The sequence below is a fragment of the Streptomyces sp. SCSIO 30461 genome (assembly GCF_037023745.1).
Classification (GTDB): domain Bacteria; phylum Actinomycetota; class Actinomycetes; order Streptomycetales; family Streptomycetaceae; genus Streptomyces.
Window position 1 is genome coordinate 7,165,712 of the sequence record NZ_CP146101.1, and the last position, 18,794, is coordinate 7,184,505.

Genomic DNA, 18,794 nt, shown 5'->3' on the forward strand with positions numbered 1-18,794 from the left:
GGGAACGGGGCCGGGTCATGTCCGGGCGGACGGACCCGGCGCCGCATCAGGCACTAGGGCGTGTTGCGAAAGGAGCTCCGTCCGCCCGCAGGGCGGGGCCTGCGGCGTCTGGTGCGTGCGATCGCAAGGCGGAGGATCATCCTCGTACTGGACGTACGTGGATGACTCCGACAACGCAGCGAGCGTGCGTGCCAGGCGTCGCGGGCCAGGAGGGACTTTCGCAACACGCCCTAGCGGATTCCCCTCAGCCGCTGCCACGGCGTGAAGGTGAACACCGCGCCGCCCAGCAGGATCACCGTGCCAGCCACCAGGGCGAGAGCGCGCAGCGCGCCGCCGTCCTCGGCGCCGGTGTCGGCGAGGCCGCCACCGGGTGAGCCTGAAGCCGAGCCGGACGCGGTGCCGGAGATGGACCCGCCGGCCGCACCGCCCGGCTGGGCGGTGGTGTCGAGCTCCAAGGAGACCCGGACGTCGGCGGGCGGGGTGCAGGTCGTGGTGGTGCCGAGGGCCATCACGGTGAGCACACCCGGGCTGAGCGTCGAAGTACCGCTCGCTCCCGGCTTGTAGGTGCCGGTGAGGTCGGGGATCGCGATCGGCTCACCGGACTTGATCGGGTCCTTGTTCGCCGGTCCGGCCACGCGGACGAAGCCGGTGTCGGCGCCACCGAGCTTGACCTCCATGGAAGGGGTGACCGAGTTCGCCGGGATGTCGGCGGGGCTGTCCATGACCGATTCGGAGAACTTCACCGTGAGGGCGAAACCGTCGCCGTTCTTCTTGGCGTTGATCCGCACCGGGGATACGGCGTTCTTGTCTCCGATGGGGGTCTTGCAGGCGTAGGCGACCTCGATCTCCTTGCCCTCGAAGTCGGTCTGGCCGCTGTCGTCACCGCCCGTGGTCCCGCCTGAGGCCGTGGTCCCACCGGACGCGGTCGTACCGCCGGACGTCGTGGTCCCACCGGACGCGGTCGTACCGCCCGAGATCGTGGTCCCACCGGACGCGGTCGTACCGCCCGAGGTCGTGGTCCCACCCGAACCGCCGCCGCCCTCCGTCACCTTGATCGTCGCGCCCGGCTGCACCGCGGCTTCCGGCGAGCACTTGGTGTCCGTCGAGATCGGCTTGGAGACGTTGATGTTGTACGCGTCCGGCGTCAGCGTGATCTCGCCGGCCGAGGTCAGCTTGAGCTTCCCCTTCATCTCGGACAGCACCATCGGGCTGTTCTTGGGTATCGGCGGGTTCTCCCGCGGTCCCTCCATCGCCAGGTCCGCGGTCTGCGCCCCGGCCACCTTGACCGTCCCGGTCGGCTTGACCGTGTTCTGTCCCAGGTCGAGGACGTCCGGGTTCTTCGAAGCGGCCTCGACGGTCTTCCAGACCACCTCGATCTCGTCCCCGACCTTCGCCTCGGCCGGTGCGGTGATCCGGGCCTTCGTCGTGCCGTGGACGGGGGGCAGCCCCGAAATCGGCGGCGGTATGCACTCCGTCGCGTACGACACCTCGGCGGCGTGGGCCTGACCCGCGGTCAGCAGGATCCCCGCGCCGCAGAGCATCAGCGCGACCCCTGCCGCGCTCATCCTCCGTTGCAAGCTCACGTGTGTCCTTTCGTCGTGGACCGGTTCTCTGACGGTGCGGAGTCGGGGGTGAACCACGGCAGCGCGTCGGGGCCGCCGTGCGTGGTGGTGGCGGATGAGCTGCCGTTGTCCGCGGCGCGGGCGGTGCGGTGGCGTCCGCCGAGGCGCCGACGGCTCGTCCACGACCGGGTCCGTTGCCGGATGCGGGGCCGTACGCGGTCCACGATCGCCATGCCGATCCGGTACAGCGCCGCCGGGACGACGACCGCGAGCAGCACCCAGAACAACGTCACGCCCCACGGCCTGCCCACGCGCCACGGCTGCTCGGCGATGACCTTCGAGCCGTACTTGACGGAGACCTGGTAGTCGCCGTGCGCGCCGGCCGTGAGCTCGACGGGCAGGCTGATCTGTGCCTTCTTGCCCGGCTCGACGGTTCCCCGCCACTGCCGTTCCTCCCACTGCGGGGCGAACACCCCGTGGGCAGTACCGACCTCGAAGACCGGGTCGCGGATCGGCGTGGAGCCGAGATTGCCGACGGTGAACACGAGTTCACGGCCGGGTGGGGCGCCGAACCACACCAGCAGTCCGCTGGAACCGCGCAGCCGGAGCGTGGCGAGAAGGGCGAGTCTGCCGTCACCGGCCGGCTGGGGCAGCGGGGCGGCGGGATGCCCCGCGACGGTGAACACGGAGTCCACGGCCGCCTGTTCACCGGTGACGGTGGCCACGTGCACCACGCACGGGCAGGGCTTCGGAGGCTCTGCGACCGGCAGCTTCGTACTGAACGCCCCTCTGTCGTCGGTGGTGACCGCGCGTCCGTCGGCGTTGGCGCAGGCGTTGGTACCGCTGATCACGCCGCGGTCAGGACTGGACTGACCGCAGATCAACAGCATCAGCAGGGTCTTCGGCCGCCATCCGGTACCGCTGACGGCGATGTCGCCGCCCTTGCCCGCCTGCGGGGCGGACAATCTGACGGCCGGCTTCCCGTCGTCGGTGACAGAGCCGTCCGCGGCAGAAGCGACGGAAGCAATGGGAGCAATGGGAGCAACGAGGGCCAAGGAGACGGCCGAGGCAGTGGAGGCAGCCGGCGGTGCGGGCGCAAGTACCGACACCGCCGCCAGCGCCCAGACGAGCAGCACCCCGAGCAGCCCGGACCGGATCGTCAGCCTCACCGCACCGCTCCCGCCGTCGCCGCACCGTCGTCATGGCGGCATCGGGTCCGACGGCGCGCACACACCCCCCGTAGCACCGCCGTTCCTCCTCCCACGGCCCCGAGCCCGAGCGCCCCGACCGAAGCAGCGCCGCCGGGCGTGAGGTACAGCGCCTCGGCGCTCCCCTCGGCATGGGCTCCACCTGCCGCGGTCGCCAGGAGGGACACATCGACCGAGTCGAGCGCGGGCGGATCCGGCCAGGGTTCGGTGAGTTCGGCGCGCCCGCCCGGGGGCAGCGTCACGGGCAGCCGACGGGCTGGGCGCGCCATCAGCTGCCCGGTGAGACCGCGGGCGCGCACGGCGAGGCGCGGCTTCAGGACGGTGTTGCCGCGGTTGACCAGGGTGTAGTTGATCCGCTCGCCGTCCAGGCGCACATCCTCGACGCTCAGCGCGGCGAGGCTGGGGCCGCTGATCCGCAGCCGGACGGGCACGGCTGACCGTCTTCCCGCCGCAGCCGCGACGATCGCGGCGGAGTGGTCGCCGGGCACCGCGGCGGCCGGCACGGTCAGGGCGAAGGGGATGTCCGCGCGAGTCCGGGGCGGGATGGTGAGGCGCTCCGACGCGAGCGCGATCCGGGCGGCCGGGCCATCCTCCCGTACGGCCACCCGTACGGTCAGCGGCCGGTCACCCGGGTTGGTCACGGACAGCGTGTCCTGCAGCACGGTCCCGGGCGGCCCTTCCAGATAGACGTACGGCCTGCCACCCGCCGCGGGCTGGGCAGTCCACGGCGCGGAGGGCTCGACGGGCACGGTCGTGGACAGCGCGCAGAGCAGCGCGGCGGTGGCGGCGATCACAGCGGATCAGTTCGTGGACCGGGTGCCGCGGCGGGTGAGCCAGAGCACTCCCGCGGCTCCGGCGAGCAGCACGGTCCCACCGAGCGTGCCGAGCGCGAGCGCCGAGTCGATCGGTCCCGTCCTGGGCAGTTCGTCACCCGAAGCCGTTCCCGAAGCCGACGAGGTGCCCGAGTCCGAGTCCGTGCCCCCGCTCGCCCCCTGTACGTCGAGGGTGAGTGACGGCTTCGGACTGTTCTGCGGCGTGCACGTGGTGGTCGTCCCCAGGGCCTTGATGGTGAGCACACCAGCCGTGAAGGTGACCTGACCGGTCTTCTTCGGGGTGTACGTCCCCGACAAGTCATTGATCTTGATGGGGGTGTTGGCCGGAATGGCCGCGGAGTTGGCCGGGCCCGACACCGTCAGCGTCCCGCTGTCGGCGCCGCCCAGCCTGATCTGCGCGCTCGGGTTCATCGCGCCCTTGCCCAGCTCGACCGGGCTGGACGAGACGCCCTTCTCGAACGACATGGTGAGCCGGTAGCCACTGCCCTTCTCGACGGCCTTGATGTCGATCGGCGACACGGCTCCCTTGGGGCCTATCGGGGTCTGGCACTGGTAGTTCACGTCCACGACGTCGGCATGGGCGGCGGAGGCGGCCGTCAGGACCACCGAGCCCGCCAGAGCCGCTGCGAGCATGAGAGCTGTCCGCTTCCGGTACGACACCTCGAGCCCCCTCAAGGCCGGAACGCCGCCAGAAGTTACTGACGGCACATCAGATCGGGCGCTCAAGGTACGCCTGGGCCCTGATGGAGGGAAGACAAAGAGCACGACGGATCGCCGTGCTCCACAACAGCTTCGAAAACGGCTCGGACAACGCCCACACGCGCCACCGTGACGGGGACCTCGCGATTCGGGGTCGCCGCCGCAGGAGCCACGGCCGTCCGGCCCCGCCCGGGCCGCGCTAGGCAGGCGCGGCGAGCTCCGCCCACACGGTCTTGCCCGGCGCACCGGGGGTCCGCCGTACACCCCAGTCCAGGCAGAGGCGCTGCACGATGAACATCCCGTGCCCTCCGGGCCGTCCGGACCGGTGCGGGGTACGGGGTGCGGGGTGACCGGCGCCGCGGTCGGCGACCTCGAGGCGCAGCACCTTCCCCTGGAAGGACACCCGGAGCTCCTCCGGGCCCTCGGCGTGCAGACAGGCGTTGGTCACCAGCTCCGAGACCACGAGCAGCACATCCTCCGCGGCGGCGCGGCGGTCGGCGGAGGCGGCCGGCAGCCAGCCCCAGTCGTACAGCGCCTGCCGCGTGAAGTCACGGGCGAGCGGCACGATGCCGCTGGCGTTCCCGAGCAGGAGTGTGCGCACCATGCCGTCATGGACGGCGGAGGCGGGCCCAGAGGCCACGGAGGCGTCGGCAGGAGCGCCGTCCGGTTCCGGGCCGCGGTCGCCCGGCGGATGCTGCCGGGTGGTGCTCATCAGCGCTTCACCTCACCGATTCACCAGTTCGCTTTGCTTCAGTGATTACGTCAGTACAGAGCGTGTGGAGGAGACACGCGGGTCTGCGGGGGGTCTTCTGCCCGGCCGAATCGGGACAACACCCGATCAGCCGGACCGGAATGCGGCGGTCAGTCCGCCAGGGCCGCGGCCAGGGAGTCATGGACCGTGAACACGGCCTCCGCGCCCGTGATCTCGAACACCCTGGCGACGATCGGCCGCATACCGGCCAGATGCACCGCACCCCCCGCGGCCTCGGCTTTCAGCCGCGCACCGAGCAGCACGTTGAGGCCCGTGGAGTCACAGAACTCAAGGAGTGAGCAGTCCACGACCAGGCGTGCACGCCCCTGCTCCACCGCGTCCTCCAGTGGCGTACGCAACAGATCGGCCGTGTGGTGATCAAGCTCACCCGCCGGCGTGACGATCTCACTCCGACCTTCGGTCCGGACTTCCACCCGAAGCCGGACCGGATTGGCGTTACTGACCGTCCCGCGGTCCATGCCCACCCTCTTCGCCGATGTCGCCGATGCACTGGGCGTCTTAGACGCCCACAGAACACTACGCCTTCCACGCGGCGAGCGGAGGCCGACGGGCTTCATTCGAGCCCCCAACTCCCCCACAAAAGGGACTTATATGACATACAACACTTGCCATGTCGAGTAAAAACCGGGTAGGCCTAGTAGGGACATCACCGACACGAGACGGCTTCGGAGGCGCCGCAAACCGCAGCGCAGCAATCAGGCATCGGCAGCCTTGTGCCGAGAACGATGGAGGAGACCATGTCACCCCGGCTCGACGAAACGCGGACCCCGCACGCGACGTCGACACGTCCGCACGATCGCCTCGAAGACACCACCCCGCTCGCCAGCCCCACGCAGGCCGAGCGCACAGAGCACACCGGACTCACCGCGCAGCTCGACGAGCTGCTCGACCTCCCGGACATCCCGCCCTTCGAGGAAGTGGGCGCTGTTGACGCCCGGGCCCTGTCCAAGACCCTCTTCGCCCGTCTCGAGGCGCTTGAGGAAGGCACGCACGAGTACGCATACGTGCGCAACACGCTCGTCGAACTGAACCTGGCGCTCGTCAAGTTCGCCGCGTCTCGGTTCCGCTCCCGGAGCGAGCCGATGGAGGACATCATCCAGGTCGGCACGATCGGCCTGATCAAGGCGATCGACCGCTTCCAGCTCAGCCGCGGTGTCGAGTTCCCCACCTTCGCGATGCCGACCATCGTCGGCGAGATCAAGCGCTTCTTCCGTGACACCTCCTGGTCCGTGCGCGTACCGCGCCGCCTCCAGGAACTCCGTCTCGACCTCGCGAAGGCGGGCGACGAGCTCGCCCAGAAGTTCGACCGCGCGCCGACCGTCGGTGAGCTGGCCGAGCGTCTCGGCATCAGCAGGGACGAGGTGGTCGAGGGCATGGCCGCGAGCAACGCGTACACCGCGAGCTCGCTGGACGCCCAGCCCGACGAGGATGACTCGGAGGGCGCGCTGGCCGACCGGATCGGCTACGAGGACCGCAGCCTGGAGGGCATCGAGTACATCGAGTCACTCAAGCCGCTGATCGCCTCGCTGTCGCCGCGTGACCGCAAGATCCTCTCGCTGCGTTTCGTGGTGGGCATGACCCAGTCGGAGATCGGCGACGAGCTGGGCATCTCGCAGATGCATGTGTCCCGGCTGCTCGCGCGCACGCTGAACAAGCTGAGAAAGGGCCTCACGGTCGAGGAGTGACGCCTCGCCCGTAGGGCATGCCGCGGCAGCGCGGCAGCGGCCCCTTCCGAGGGCATCCGAAGGGTCCATTCCGTCAAGGGATGGGCCCTTCCGCCTTATTGACGGTGCGGTCCGGAATGCGCCACATTGAGCCCGGGGTTCAGGGGGGTCATATGGCGATCAACGGGGCATTGGACGCGTGGATGCGCGACCGCACCGGCCGGGAGTGCCTGTATGTGCCGTCGTGCCGCTTCGGCCTGTACCTGGCGCTGCGCCACTGGTGCAGACCCGGCGGGCGGGTGCTGATGTCCCCCGTCAACGATGACGTGATCTTCTTCGTGGTGCTCGCGGCCGGACTACGGCCGGTACAGGCGCCGCTCAACGCCCGGGACGGCTCCATCGACCCGGCAGCCGTTCCGGACGCATCATGGCGGAGCCTCTCCGCCGTGCTCACCACCAATCTGTACGGCAACCCCGACCCCGCACCCGCGCTGCGCGACCGCTGCGACACGCTGGGCATCCCACTGATCGAGGACGCCGCGCACGCCATCGGTTCACAGCTGCCGGACGGGAGGCCGGTCGGCGACTACGGGGACGCGTCGGTGTTCTCGCTCTCCAAGCACGCGGGGGCCAAGGCCGGAGGCTTCCTGACCGTCGCCGACCCTGCGCGACGGTCCGCGCTCGAAGAGGCACGCGACGACCTGCTGCTGCCTTCGCGTGCGTTGTCCGAACTCGCCTACGCCCTGCGGCCGTACGCCGAGGCTTCGGTGCGCGGACTGAGGCTGGTGCGGGCCGCGCGGGCCGTGCAGCGACTGCTCGGGCTGGCAGAGCGCGAGGCGATACGCATGCCGCTGCGGGCCGCCGAGTTGGAACGGGCGGTGACCGGTGCGCCCGCCCTCGGGCTGTTCCACTCCTGGGTGCGGGTCGACATGCACACCTACCGGATGGCGCCCGGGGCGGCCAGACTGCGGCGTTCCGCCCGGCTGCTCGACCGCCTCGACGAACGTCTGGCGGCCCATCTCGACGGTACGCGACGACTGTTGGACAGCCCCTGGGGAGCGCCCGGTCCGGGCTCAGGCGGCAGCCGCGGACCCGGCTTCGTACAACCGCTGTTCCGGGTGCCACTGCTGGTCGCCGACCGGGACGCGGCGATCGCCGCGTTGGCGCGCCGGCGGATCACCACCGGCTATCTCTACGATCCGCCGCTCGACGACTACGCCTCCGCCCTGTTCACGGACCCGTCCCCGGATCCCGCGCCCGCCCGCTGGTTCGCCCGCCATGCCCTGCCGGCCGACCCGCTGAAGGCGAAGCAGGTGCTGGCGGTGCTGCGTACGGACGGCATCCGTCCCGCCGAAGGGGCCGCCGCAGGACTCGTCGGCCCGTACCGGGACGGGACCGGTGGCTGACACCGCACGACTGGGCGGACGGGGACGCGCACCGGCGACGCCAGAGGCAGCCGGTACCTCCCGGGGCGATGGGGACTCCCTGTTCCGCAACGCCTATGCCCTGATGTTGTCGACCGGTGTATCGGCCGCGCTCGGGCTCGGCTTCTGGCTGGTGGCCGCGCGGTACTACACCGAGGAGGCGGTCGGCCAGGGCTCCGCCGCGATCGCCGCCATGCGGTTGCTCGCATCGGTCACCGCCACCACGATGATCGGCGCGGTGGTGCGCTACGTGCCGAGGGCCGGGCGGGCCACCGCAGGACTGGTCTGGCGTGTGTACACGGCCAGTTCCGCCGTGGTGTGCCTGGTGTGCGCGGGCTTCCTGCTCACGCTCGACCTGTGGGGACCCTCGTATGCGCCCCTGCACGGTCCGGCCGCAGGGCTGGTCTTCACCGCCGCATGTGTGGCCTGGGCGCTGCTGACCCTCCAGGACGGGGTGCTCACCGGGCTGCGCAAGGCGGTCTGGGTGCCCGTGGGCAACGCCGTGTTCTCGCTCGGCAAGCTGCTGCTGCTCGTCGCGTTCGCCACCGCCCTGCCGGTGCTCGGGGTCTTCGTGTCCTGGGCGGCGGCCATCGCGCTGTCCGTACTGCCGCTGGGCTGGCTGGTGTTCGGCCGGCTCATTCCGTGCCAGGCGGCTGCCGACCACGACCGCGAGCCGCCTCGGCTGCGGGACATCGGGCGGTTCCTGGCCGGGGACTCGGTCGGTGCGCTGTTCTCGCTGGCGGTGATCAACCTCGTACCGGTGATGGTCGCCGTGCGGTTCGACGCGGCGCACAACGGCTTCTTCTACATCGCCTACACCGTCGGCGGCACCATGGAGTTCATGGCCATCAACATGGCCTCATCGCTGACCGCGCACGCCTCGCACAGCCCGGAGGGCCTGGCCGACGGCGTACGCGGGGCACTGCGCAGAATGACGCTGCTGCTGGTGCCCGTGGTGCTGGTCCTGGTGGTGTTCGCCCCGCGGATCCTCGCACCGTTCGGCCCGGACTACGCCGAGCACGGCACCCTGGTGCTGCGGCTATTGGCCGCAGCCGCGCTGCCGCGGGTCGTGGTCGAGCTCTACATAGGGGTGCTGCGGGTCCAGGGGCGTACGGGCGCCCTGGCGGTGCTCCAGGGAGCGATGTGCGTGTCGGTGCTGGGCAGCACGGCGGTGCTGCTCGGACCGCTGGGCATCTCGGGCGCGGGCCTCGCGGTGCTGCTGTCGATGACAGCCGTGGCCCTGGCCGCGGCGCCGGGCGTCAGAGCCGCCCTGGCGGGCCGCCCACCCCGTCGGCGTGTGTGGCGCTGGCGGTCGGGGGGTCGGCGTACCGGTGCCTCCTGTCCAGGCGGACGGCGGACGGAAGGCGTCAGCGGGTCGGGACGGGCTGTCTGAAGTAGGGGTCGCGCCCGGCGATCCGGTAGCCGTCCAGGCCGGGGCCGCTGTCGACCGTGAGGTCGCAACCCGCTCCCGGCACCGCGCGGTTCCAGTGCACCAGCGCCCGCACCCGGGGCAGGCTCGGAGCGACCTGGGGGATACGGGCGTACCAGTCGCGCTGGCGCTGCGGCAGGACCGGATCGGGCGCGGTGGCGAACTCCGCGAGCATCAGCGGCTTGCGGTCGGAGATGTGCGCACGCAGCCAGTCGTAGGAAGGACGCTGACTGCGTTCGAAGTCCAGCCAGTTCGGGGATCTGTGGCAGAGGTAGTAGTTGTACTGGTCCATGCCGATCCAGTCCACGTAGTCATCACCCGGGTACAGCCGTTTCATCAGCTCGGCGTTGCCGAGGTAGCCGGAGACGGTCCACACCCACACCACGTTGTCGACGCCGAGCCGGCGGAAGCGGTCGTGGATGTGGCGGTAGGCGGCGACGAACTCCTCAGGGCTGCCCGCGCCCTCCTTGATGCGGAAGTCGGCCTCCTGGTCGAAGGAGAAGAACAGGCGCTTCCCGTAGGCCTTCAGGCGGCGCGCCTGGGGGTCGATGATGTCGCGGTCGTACGCGCCCGATGCGATGTTCTTCCAGCCCAGCTGGGTCTCCGTCCAGTTGGCGTGGTGCGGCTCGGTCCAGACCGTGGACTCCCAGGCCAGCATCAGCAACCGGTCGCGGCCCAGTTCCTGTTCGTCGGCGGTGAGCAGTCGGCCGTCCAACGGGGTGCGGGACATGTCGTGGTAGTTGTAGACGAGATCGAGCCTGCGGCCGATCTTCGCTTCGAACGCGTACACCGCCTCGGTGAGGGAGCCGCTGGGCGCGTACGGGATGTAGGCGCCCCACCAAGCCCCGCAGCGCGGCTCCAGCTTCTCGGTGGGCGCGCAGGAGCCATCGGGGAACGCGCCGGATGCCGCGTTGCCGGGCAGCGCATGGCCACCCGGGGAGCCCGGATCGTCCTCCCTTCCGTCGCCATGGGCGATCCACACCCCGAGACCGGCGAGCAGTGCGCCGATGGTGGCGAGGACGACGGCGTAGGCACTCCGCGTCGTCCGCGTGGCCCTCGTGCCCCTGGGGTGTGCGGGGTGGGTTCCCGTCATCCGCCGCTCCCGGGCTCGGGGTCCGACGCGGGACGGGTCCGCTCGACCGCTCCCCGGGTGGCCGCGGGCAGCGGCAGTCCCGGCAGGGCGGCGGCGAGCGTGGCGAAGCAGGCGAGCGACACCAGGAATGCGGTGGCCGAAAAGGCCTGGACGAGCAGCAGCGAGGTGGCCGTGAGCGCACCCAGCGAGAGGCTGACCGGGGCGGCCAGCGCGAGCGCCTCAAGCCGGGCCCCCGGCCGCAGTCCGCCACCGTCCGGCTGCGGGTACAGCAGGGCGAGTCCCGGGCCCATGACCGTGAATGCGAGCACCGGGAGCCAGCGCAGCGGGGACCCGCCGGGCAGCGCGGTCGCTCCGAGGGCGATCCAGCCGGATGCGGCCAGGGCGGTTCTGAACCCGATGTGTCCCGGCTTCATGGTGTGCATGACCCGCATAACCCGCATGACGATCTCCCTGTCACGGTCACCGGCTGCTGTACCGGAGGACGAGCCCGTGCTCGCTCTCCTCCACGATCCGGAAGAGCGGGGACGCCGTGAGCGCCGCCTTCAGCGCCGTGAACCCGCCGGGCGGCAGATATCCCTCACCCGTCACGGCCTTCTCCTGGGTCGGTGTGAGGATCACGTACGCCGACCGCCCCTCGGGTATCCCACGGGCCAGGTAGCCCGCCGGGTCCTTGAGCATCCGCAGATTCTCCGGGATGTCCTGCTCGGTGAAGAACCAGCGCTCATAGTGGTCGTAGCGGTGGTACGCACCGGGGAACGAGCCGGTCGTGGCGAGGATCAGCGCTCCCTCCGGCGCGCGGTCGTAGGCCCGTCGGGTCAGGGCGAGCTCCGCGGGCGGCGCGTAGTGCATGCCTTCCTTGCCGTAGTACGAGGGCAGGAAGCCGGCCGACAGGGCGATGAGCACCACAGGCAGGGCGGGCAGCGCGATCCTCCGGGCCACGGTCAGGGCGCGGCGGCGGCCGGCCGCCGCCGGGACGAGCGCGGCGGCGGCGAAGAACGCGGTGCCGGGAAGCCCGAAGAGATACACCCTGAAGAGCATTTCGCCGCCGTAGTCGTTGACCGCGAACATCGGCACCGGCGCCGCCGCGGCCAGCAGCAGCGGCAGCGCGCTCCGGGTCAACCGGCGGCGCAGCAGCACCGCAGCACCGGCGAGCACGGCCAGCAAGCCCACCATGGCGATATTGGCGGCGCCCACCAGCTCGGGTCCAGGACCGGTCGGCTCCCCCGCGTATCCCGCACGGGAGTTGGACAGCAGATCGCCCGCCGATTCGCGCAGCGTGCCGAGCGTGTCCAGGAACAGCGTCCGCCCCATGGTGAGGTCCCAGACCACCATGATCAGCACGGCGACGGTGAGCAACCCCCAGTTGCGGTAGCGGCGGGTGAGGCACAGCGCGGCCAGGGTCGCGCACAGCATCACCGGGGTGAGCTGGTGCGAGGCGTTGATCGCGGCCATCAGCGGGGCGGCGATCGCGACGGCGACCGCCCGCTGCCGGGTCCCGGTGGGTGGCGGCACCGCGGCGGCGGCCGGGTCGAGTCCGCCGCGCTCGCGCAGCCGACCGGCGGAGCCCGGCCTCACGAAGTGCCGCACGACGAGAGCCAGCACGGTCAGATACAACAGATACGCGAAACCCTGCGGGGAGAGGTAGTCCTGTCCCACCCAGTTGGCGAGCTGGAAGATCCACACCGCCGTCCACACCAACCGCCAGTCGTCGCTGAAGGTGCGGTAGACCAGCACGAGTACCGGCAGCATGAGCGCACCGAGTGCGACCGGCGCCCAGTTGGTGTACGCCGCGGCGGCGTCCACGCCGAAGGCACGCACCAGGGCCGCGTTGAGCGCGAAGAACCCGGGCCACTGGTCGTACGCGGACATCCCGCCCGAGAGCTCGGCGGTCGGATGGACCGCGCCTTCGGCCAGGATCCGGGTGATGACGGCGTCGTGTTTCGACGCCCAGGCGTAACGCACGGAGTCATAGAGCAGCGCAGGCGGCGCCTTCAGCGCGACGAGCATCGCGAGGCAGTATGCGGCCGGCCACCACGGGGCGGTCCCGGCGCGCCGCAGGGTGACCAGGAATCCTGCCGTGAGCACGGCGAGGGCGGCGTAGTACGCCGGGGGGAAGCGGTCCAGCAGCCCGAAGTCGCCGATGTCGCGGAAGTCCGTGCGGGGCACGGCGTACAGCCAGAGGCCTGCCGCGAGCAGGAGCGGCAGCCGGCTGAACAGCGTCTGGGGGCGGCCGGTCAGTCGGGCGAGGTGCCCTCGACGGCGTCGGGCGGGGGGCGGCGCCGACTCAGGGCCGCCCGTGACCGCCGTTGCGGGCACGCGTTGCTGCTGCACGGTGCGACTCCCCCCACGGATGTGGTCGCGGCTCGTCACGCCGCTGCCCCTTCAGCGAATTATAGGAACCTGGTGCGGATTTGAACCCCTCTCACCCGAAATGCAGACGAACGGGCAACCGGCACGCAATCACAGAGGTCACGTTTCGTTCGGCTCATCCCGCGAACTCCGGCCCTCTCACCGCTGCCCGAGCGCGCCGCCACAGCCGCCACCCCATAGTCGGCAGCGAGTCCGGATACGGTGCGACCCGCACTCCCGTGCCCGCCATCCATGTCCCGACGTCGGCCACACTGTGCCCGCGCCGCACGATCAGCCGGGCGATGCGGTAGGCCTCGTCCCGATCCGAGCTGAGCGCATGGCGTACGGCGACGGCCGACTCGTATCCGGCGGCACGCGCGGCACGGCGTACGGCACGGCTGTTGTAGCCGTGCGGATAGGCGAGGTGTCGCACCTCGTGGCCCAGGGTGTCCTCCAGCGCGGCTTTGGAGTGCCGTAGTTCGTGCCGCAGGCGCCGGGGTCCGAGGGTGTCGAGCTGGGGGTGGGTGACCGTGTGCGCGCCGACCTCCAGGCCGTACCGCTCCAGCAGCGGTGCCTGGGCCAGCGTCATCATCGGCGCGGGTGGCAGCAGGCTGCGCAGTCCCGGGGTGATGGCACCGGTGGTGAGGTAGGCGGTGGCGGGCAGCCCGCGGGACGCGAGCGCCTCAGCCGTGGGCCCCGGCAGATCGGCGAAGCCGTCGTCGAAGGTGAGCAGCACGGGCCGGGGCGGGAGTTCGCCACGGCCGAGTAGGTGGTCGGTGAGAGCGCTGATGGTCACCGGGGTACGCCCACTGGCCCGGACGGCGTCGAGCTGGGCGGAGAAGCCCCTCGGCGTGACGCTGAACTCGGCGATCCAGCCGGGCGGGTCGTCCATCACGGCGTGGTAGAGCAGCACGGGTATGCGGACGGGCACGGGTGTACGGGCGGACACCCGGGCACTCCGGTCGCTACCGCTGCTACCGCTGCTGCCGCTTGCACTGCCGCCGCCGCTCATCGCGCCGCCTCCCCAGGCCGCACCGCGGGCTTCTCGCCGGTCTTCTCCCCCGGCTTCCAGGGCAGCGGCATCCCCCGCACCCTTCGCCGGGCCTTGAGGTACCCGACGGGCCCGTACCACATCCCCCGGCGCTCCAGTCGGGACAGCTCCCGTGGCCAGGCGTACCGCTGGACGCCGTGCTCTCCCGGCACCCCGTCCTGTCCCTCTCCCCGCTCGGCGGTCATCGCGCGGGCGTGGGCGAGACCGCGCGGCAGCCGGGCCAGCAGCGCCGGCACGAGCGCGGGGCGGCGGGCGACGAGGGCGGTGAGATAGGCCGTGAGCCCGGCGCCGTAGCCGTACGCCTGGTCGCGCAGGTCCTGCGGAGTCTCACGGTGGTGGTGCCAGACCAGCGCGTCCGGGGTGTAGTGCAGCCGGTGCCCGGCGGCGAGTATCCGCACGAAGGCATAGAGGTCGTCCCCGCCGCGTGCGGCGGTTCCGGTGCCGGTGGCCGGGTCGAAGCCGCCGACGGCGCGCAGCGCACGGGTCCTGAAGGCCATGTTGGCGCCCGATCCGAAGCGCCCGGCCGTGAACGGGAAGAGCGGCTCGGCGGCGGCGGGCGGACGGGCCGGATCCCAGGTGCGGGCGGTGAAGCCCTTGGCGAAGCCGCCGTGGCTTTCGAGCAGGATCTGCGCGGGTGTGCCGAGCCGCGCGGGCAGGATCAGCCCCGTCACACAGCCGATGCGCGGATCGCGCGCGAACGGTGCGCTGAGCGCGCTGAGCCAGTGCGGGTCGGCGATCACGTCGTCGTCCGTGAACGCGAGCACCGGTCCGTGCGCTGTGGCGATGCCCCTGTTGTGCGCGGCGGCCAGACCCGGGACGGGCTCGTACGCGTAACGGACCCGGTCGACGTACTTGTAGGTGATGAGCTCGCGGGTGGTGTCGGTGACGGGCGCGTTGTCGACGACGACGATCTCGAAGTCGGGGTGGTCCTGGGCGAGCAGCGAGTCGAGGGCCGCGGTGAGCCGGTCGGGGCGCTCGCGGGTGGCGACGACCACGGTGGCCGGCGGCAGTCCGCTGCTCACCGGCCGTGCGGACGCCGCCGCGCCCAGCCGCTGCCGGGCCCGCTCGACGACTGCCACGGCCTGTTCGGCGAGTACGGTGGCCGGGTCGGCACCGTCGGGCACGGTCCCGGTGAAGCCTGCGGCGGGCCGTCCATGCAGCCGTACGAGCACGAACACCTCGCCGGGCACGATGGGCGGCGCCCCCGGGGCCGGTCGCAGCTCGGGTTCGGCGCCGTCGAGATCGAGGTCGAGTTCGGCGACCTGGTACATGTGCTTCCCCCTCCGTGCTCACTGGCCCCGCAGCCGTCCGAGCAGCCTGAGCGTCCGCTGGGCGTGCCGGGCGAGCCGTGGCCGGTTGCGTACGTAGCTGTGGGCGCGGCGCGCGGGCTCCCGGCTCAGCCGGTGCAACGCCGCCCGAGCCCCCGGGCGGGTCGCCGAGCCCTCGTGGACGCGTAGTTCACCGGTCTTGAGCGAGTCCTTGTACTCGGCCGCGCCCCGGCCCAGATCGAGCAGCCCGATGCCGTCAGCCGCCGCCGCCTCCGCCATCCTGAGGTGCAGGACAAGACCTGGCGAGTACTTGGCGAATTCGGTGTCATAGGCGGGAAACCAGCAGGACAGCACGGTGCGCGAGCGCAACCCGAAATGCGCGGCGATCGGCCGGTCCGCCGTGTACAGCACGGACAGCACGCCGGAGCAGCCGGGTGCGCGGGTTCCGTGCAGCCTCCGCACGAGGGTGCTGATCCAGTCCTGGGCGAAGCGGTCGCGGCGGCCTGTCCTTCGGTACTGAGCCGACTTCCACTCCATGAGGGTGCGCAGTGCGGCGGGATCCCGCTCGTCGAAGACGAACCGCACCGCGCCGCGGTCCGTCTCCGTCTGCCGGGCGAGCCTTCGCTCCTTCGCGGCCGTGGTCCGGTGGAACTTGGGGGCGTGGCGCCGCAGATGCTCCTCGTAGGCGGCGTACCCCGCGCCGATGTCGATCACCGGAGAGGCGAACTCCTCGGCGCCGCCCGTAAGGAACAGCGCCTGCCCGGACTCCAGGTTGTCGTACTCCCAGGTGGCCAGGGAGCAGCCGCGCAGCAGTTCCCGCGCCGACATCCGCAGTCCGGGCCGCAGCACGGCTCCCTGGCAGTCGGACACCCCGAGGCCGACGGCCCGGCCCTGTCCCAAGGGGCCTTTCTCGTAGGGGAAGAACCCGGCCTGGTCCCCGGCGTCCTCGATCACCGCGACCCGCGCACCGGGCCGCACTGCCGCGACGGCAAGGGTGAACTCGGGCTCCATGAACGGGTTGGCGGGAGCATCGGACTTGGCCCGCAGCTCGCGCCAGGACTCGCACTCGGATTCGGTCAGTTCCCCCGGCTTGACGACATGTATGCGCAGACCGCTCAACTCGACCCCCCGGCTCACCCGGAACTCTCCCGGATCTCCCCCTGAGCTTCCCCGGACAGGACGGTACCGGCCGAAAACGTCCCGGGACAGGGTGAGACGGTCAACCCGTGACCAGAGGTACGAATGAGCCGTTCAGCGACTCGCGTGGAGCAGCGGGGAGTGGGTCCTTCCCGGTCCAGGGCCCGGCATACGCACGCACGTTCGATAATCGCCTGGCCGAGTGTCGCACAGGGCAGGAGCGCACGGGACCACGAGCACGCTGGACGTACTTCGGGCGGGTGAAGGCGCCGCACATTCATGGCAAGCGCCGCACACGGCATCTAGCTTTGCCGTATGACCACACGCGTTCCCATCCGGCAGCTGCAGCAGCATGCCAGTGAGCTGATCGACAGAGTGGCGGCGGGCGAGCGGGTCGAGATCACTCGCAATGGCCGTCTCATCGCCGTGCTCGGCCCGCCCGACCCGGAGCAGCGGGTCTTGGAGGACCTGGTCCGCACGGGCACGGTGGATCCTGACAACGCAGCGTCGGCGCGGGGCCTCGCCGACTGGGAGCCGCTGACCGCGCGGTCCGCCGAACCGTCGAAGCTCTCCGAGGTGCTGCTGCGCATGCGCGAGGAAGAAGACCGTTGATCTACCTGGACTCATGCGCGCTGCTGAAGCTCGTCATCCCCGAGCCCGAGACCGCTTCACTGCGCACGTTCCTGAGCGCACGCGCAGCCGAAGGGCACGTCACATCCGCGCTGTCTCAAACCGAGGTGGCTCGCGCGCTGGTACGAGCCGGCGCCGATCCCGAAGTCGGGGATGCCGCCGAAGAGCTTCTCGACCGGATGCTGCGGATCAGAATCACCGACCCTGTTCTCAGGGCCGCCGGAATGTTCCCCATTCGCCACCTGCGCACGCTCGACGCCGTCCACCTCGCGAGTGCGGAGTACCTCGAACAGGCACTCACCGCTTTCGTCACCTATGACAAGCGGTTGGCATCGGCGGCGATGGAGCGGGGCCTGCCGGTCGAATCCCCCGGCGCCTGACCGTCGGGTCCCGGCGGAGCGCCGAGCCCGGACGGGCGTGGCGCGGTGGGCGCTCGGACGCCGTCAGGCCACCCGGGCGCCTCGCCGCCAGACCTCACCGACCAGGGGCACCCCCGGTCGGTACGCCAGGTGGACGTGCGACGGAGCGTCCAGCAGTGCGAGGTCCGCGCGGGCGCCCGGGACGAGACGACCGATGTCGGTGCGGCGCAGGGCCGCTGCACCGCCTGCCGTGGCGGACCACAGGGCCTCGTCGGGGGTCATGCCCATGTCGCGTACGGCCAGGGCGATACAGAACGGCACGGACGAGGTGAACGAAGAGCCCGGGTTGCAGTCCGTGGACAGCGCCACCGTCACCCCGGCGTCGATCAGCCTGCGGGCGTTCGGCCACTCGGCACGCGTGGAGAACTCAGCACCGGGGAGCAGCGTCGCCACGGTGTCGCCGTTCGCGAGCGCGTCCACGTCCTCGTCCGTGAGGTGGGTGCAGTGGTCGGCCGACGCCGCGCCGAGCTCGACCGCGAGCCGCACGCCCGGGCCGTACGTCAGCTGGTTGGCGTGCACACGCGGGACGAGGCCCTTGGCCATGCTCGCCGTCAGCACGGCACGCGCCTGGTCACCGTCGAAGGCGCCCTTCTCGCAGAACACATCCACCCAGCGGGCGTGCGGAGCGCAGGCGTCCAGCATCTCGCCGGTGACGAGGGCGACATACGCGGCGGGGTCGTCGGCATAGTCCGGGGACACCACATGGGCGCCGAGGTAGGTGACCTCGTCGGTGTGCCGGGCGGCGATCCGGAGGGCCCGCTCCTCGTCGTGGGTGGTCAGTCCGTACCCGGACTTCGTCTCGAAGGTCGTGGTCCCCTGCCGCAGCGCCTCGCCCAGATAGCGGGTGAGGTTGGCCTCCAGCTCCGCGTCGCTCGCGGAGCGGGTGGCGGCGACGGTGGTGCGGATCCCGCCCGCCGAGTAGGCCCGACCGGACATCCGGGCGTTGAACTCCTGGGTGCGGTCACCGGCGAACACCAGGTGCGAGTGCGAGTCGACGAACCCGGGGATCACCGCCCGGCCGCCCGCGTCACACGCCGCGTCGGCGGCGGGCGCGTCGGCGCCGGGTCCGGTCCAGGCGACGGTGTCACCGTCGATGACCAGCGCGGCGTTCTCGATCAGCCCGAGGGGGCCGTCGCCGGCGGCGGGATCGTTGGTGACGAGGGCGCCGATGTTGGTGATGACGGTGCTGGTCATGCTTCCCATGCTTCCACAGGGCCCCGAGCCCCCGACGCGGGGAGTGGATAGGGTCGGGGCGC

17 protein-coding genes and 1 pseudogene are annotated in these 18,794 nt (G+C 71.3%); 5 read left to right on the plus strand and 13 right to left on the minus strand.

Annotated features, from left to right (window positions below; translation table 11 throughout):
* Window positions 1–230 precede the first annotated feature (230 nt).
* From V1460_RS32100 to V1460_RS32125, 6 genes are all read right to left on the minus strand, one after another.
* Window positions 231–1,565 carry a hypothetical protein gene (locus V1460_RS32100; protein WP_407077645.1) on the minus strand — a complete coding sequence of 445 codons (1,335 nt, stop codon included), beginning with the start codon at window positions 1,563–1,565 and terminating at the stop codon, window positions 231–233.
* Between the two features lie 14 nt (window positions 1,566–1,579).
* Window positions 1,580–2,599: a hypothetical protein gene (locus V1460_RS32105; protein WP_338678293.1), complete on the minus strand. Its 1,020-nt coding sequence runs from the start codon at window positions 2,597–2,599 to the stop codon at window positions 1,580–1,582.
* Between the two features lie 128 nt (window positions 2,600–2,727).
* Window positions 2,728–3,564 (minus strand): hypothetical protein, encoded by an 837-nt coding sequence (locus V1460_RS32110; protein WP_338677104.1) that lies wholly within the window; start codon window positions 3,562–3,564, stop codon window positions 2,728–2,730.
* Window positions 3,565–3,570: 6 nt separating this feature from the next.
* Window positions 3,571–4,263, minus strand: a complete 693-nt coding sequence (locus tag V1460_RS32115; protein WP_338677105.1) for a peptidase — start codon at window positions 4,261–4,263, stop codon at window positions 3,571–3,573.
* A gap of 238 nt (window positions 4,264–4,501) precedes the next feature.
* Window positions 4,502–5,014 carry an ATP-binding protein gene (locus V1460_RS32120; RefSeq protein WP_338677106.1) on the minus strand — a complete coding sequence of 171 codons (513 nt, stop codon included), beginning with the start codon at window positions 5,012–5,014 and terminating at the stop codon, window positions 4,502–4,504.
* Between the two features lie 149 nt (window positions 5,015–5,163).
* The gene (locus tag V1460_RS32125) at window positions 5,164–5,532 is read right to left on the minus strand and encodes an STAS domain-containing protein (RefSeq protein WP_338677107.1); all 369 of its coding nucleotides are present in this window, start codon (window positions 5,530–5,532) and stop codon (window positions 5,164–5,166) included.
* A 267-nt stretch (window positions 5,533–5,799) separates the two neighbouring features.
* Between V1460_RS32125 and V1460_RS32130 the strand changes: the two genes are divergently transcribed.
* The 3 genes and pseudogenes from V1460_RS32130 to V1460_RS32140 all read left to right on the plus strand — a co-directional run.
* The gene (locus V1460_RS32130; RefSeq protein ID WP_407077563.1) at window positions 5,800–6,759 is read left to right on the plus strand and encodes an RNA polymerase sigma factor SigF; all 960 of its coding nucleotides are present in this window, start codon (window positions 5,800–5,802) and stop codon (window positions 6,757–6,759) included.
* 182 nt (window positions 6,760–6,941) lie between these two features.
* Window positions 6,942–8,144: a DegT/DnrJ/EryC1/StrS family aminotransferase gene (locus V1460_RS32135; protein WP_338678294.1), complete on the plus strand. Its 1,203-nt coding sequence runs from the start codon at window positions 6,942–6,944 to the stop codon at window positions 8,142–8,144.
* Window positions 8,137–9,459 (plus strand): annotated as a pseudogene (locus V1460_RS32140) (lipopolysaccharide biosynthesis protein); the annotation flags it as partial. The gene V1460_RS32135 and the pseudogene V1460_RS32140, both read left to right, overlap by 8 nt.
* A 70-nt stretch (window positions 9,460–9,529) precedes the next feature.
* Here the strand turns inward: V1460_RS32140 and V1460_RS32145 are convergent.
* The 6 genes from V1460_RS32145 to V1460_RS32170 form a co-directional block, all read right to left on the minus strand.
* Entirely contained in the window at window positions 9,530–10,684 is a 1,155-nt protein-coding gene (locus V1460_RS32145; protein WP_338677109.1) for a glycosyl hydrolase, read from the minus strand.
* Window positions 10,681–11,124: a hypothetical protein gene (locus tag V1460_RS32150; RefSeq protein WP_338677110.1), complete on the minus strand. Its 444-nt coding sequence runs from the start codon at window positions 11,122–11,124 to the stop codon at window positions 10,681–10,683. The genes V1460_RS32145 and V1460_RS32150 overlap by 4 nt, the downstream gene beginning before the upstream one ends.
* Before the next feature lie 19 nt (window positions 11,125–11,143).
* Window positions 11,144–13,015 (minus strand): hypothetical protein, encoded by a 1,872-nt coding sequence (locus V1460_RS32155; RefSeq protein ID WP_338677111.1) that lies wholly within the window; start codon window positions 13,013–13,015, stop codon window positions 11,144–11,146.
* 154 nt (window positions 13,016–13,169) lie between these two features.
* Window positions 13,170–13,946 (minus strand): polysaccharide deacetylase family protein, encoded by a 777-nt coding sequence (locus tag V1460_RS32160; RefSeq protein WP_338678295.1) that lies wholly within the window; start codon window positions 13,944–13,946, stop codon window positions 13,170–13,172.
* 95 nt (window positions 13,947–14,041) lie between these two features.
* On the minus strand, window positions 14,042–15,355 hold the full coding sequence (locus V1460_RS32165; RefSeq protein WP_338677112.1) for a glycosyltransferase: 1,314 nt from the start codon (window positions 15,353–15,355) through the stop codon (window positions 14,042–14,044).
* Between the two features lie 18 nt (window positions 15,356–15,373).
* Window positions 15,374–16,462: a GNAT family N-acetyltransferase gene (locus V1460_RS32170; RefSeq protein ID WP_338678296.1), complete on the minus strand. Its 1,089-nt coding sequence runs from the start codon at window positions 16,460–16,462 to the stop codon at window positions 15,374–15,376.
* Window positions 16,463–16,804: 342 nt separating this feature from the next.
* Between V1460_RS32170 and V1460_RS32175 the strand changes: the two genes are divergently transcribed.
* On the plus strand, window positions 16,805–17,101 hold the full coding sequence (locus V1460_RS32175) for a type II toxin-antitoxin system prevent-host-death family antitoxin (RefSeq protein ID WP_338677113.1): 297 nt from the start codon (window positions 16,805–16,807) through the stop codon (window positions 17,099–17,101).
* Complete coding sequence (locus tag V1460_RS32180; protein WP_338677114.1) at window positions 17,098–17,499, plus strand: type II toxin-antitoxin system VapC family toxin; 402 nt, start codon at window positions 17,098–17,100, stop codon at window positions 17,497–17,499. The genes V1460_RS32175 and V1460_RS32180 overlap by 4 nt, the downstream gene beginning before the upstream one ends.
* 63 nt (window positions 17,500–17,562) lie before the next feature.
* Here V1460_RS32180 and hutI read toward each other — a convergent pair whose 3' ends face one another.
* Window positions 17,563–18,732 carry an imidazolonepropionase gene (hutI, locus tag V1460_RS32185; RefSeq protein ID WP_338677115.1) on the minus strand — a complete coding sequence of 390 codons (1,170 nt, stop codon included), beginning with the start codon at window positions 18,730–18,732 and terminating at the stop codon, window positions 17,563–17,565.
* Window positions 18,733–18,794: the final 62 nt, after the last annotated feature.